Raw genomic sequence first — 1,004 nt, forward strand, 5'->3', positions numbered from 1 at the left:
CTGACACTCGTCAGTGTGTTGGCCCTGGACCGCAGCATCAGCTTTTGCAGGTTATGCACCTGCTTCATGTCACCCTTGCGGGCAGCCCTGAAAATCCTCTGACGAAGCCGCTTTACAGACGCCTCTTCCTGACCCCAATCGATACTGGTCCAGAACTCGGCATCGCCCTCGGCTCCGTTCATCCGGGTTTCGACGGTGGCCAGTTCGGTCACCGCAGCCTCCCTTCAGTCCAACTTGCGCCTCGGTGCAAGTGCTTGCTCATCGTCTCTTCATGGCCTACCTGGTCCACGTCAGCCGCCTTTCGGCTCCAGCCATGGGCTGGTGTCCACCGGGTTATAGGCCGCCAGGGGGAGACTCCTGGTCGGCGACCACTTCCCCTGGGCTTTCGCCCTGGTGGCGTTCGCTTCTTGGACCATCCTGTTCCCGCACGGGGGTTCGGCCTCCGTTACCTTCGGCTTACCGGCTGACGAGGCCGGACCCGTACGGGGTTTCCGTGTTCCACATCGTGCAGTTACGTCCGGGTGGGGTGCTCCCTTTGCGCCGTCCTCCGTGGTGACCTACAGGCCCCTTCCCGATGGGGACCTGCCATGCTGGGCTTCCCAGCCCTAGAGGATTCCACCGCCGAGTGCCGACCATTGCGCGGTGTAAGTCTGACGACGAGTCGACGGGAGTTCGCTTTCGCTCACCCTTTCGGACTTCCCCTTCACCTGTAGCTTGCGAATGGCCCGCGAGCCCTTGGGTTTGACCACCTTCGCTTAGCACCCCGGGATTACTCCCGGCGCACCGGAGGCTGGGGACTGACCGCTGGTCACTGGTCAGGTCCGCATGACACGTCTCCTCTCCTGCGGACTCTGCGTGCGATGTGACTTCACGTCGCACCGGGCGTGCCTTCCCGACCCGCGCTGCGAACGCGGGCCTCTACTCGGTGACTTGTAGATCACTCGGGAAGGTACGCCCTGCGCGTCCCGTCCCAAAGATCGATCCACAAGTACTGAGCATTGCTC

The 1,004-nt window shown here is 62.8% G+C and carries 1 protein-coding gene; it reads right to left on the reverse strand.

Translation table 11 applies throughout. The features are described from left to right. Positions 1 to 212: reverse transcriptase N-terminal domain-containing protein (locus tag ACFZDK_RS55915; protein ID WP_390987152.1), on the reverse strand; the 212-nt coding region annotated here is incomplete at its 3' end. Positions 213 to 1,004 lie beyond the last annotated feature (792 nt).

Source organism: Streptomyces sp. NPDC007901 (genome assembly GCF_042959465.1).
Taxonomy (GTDB): Bacteria; Actinomycetota; Actinomycetes; order Streptomycetales; family Streptomycetaceae; genus Streptomyces.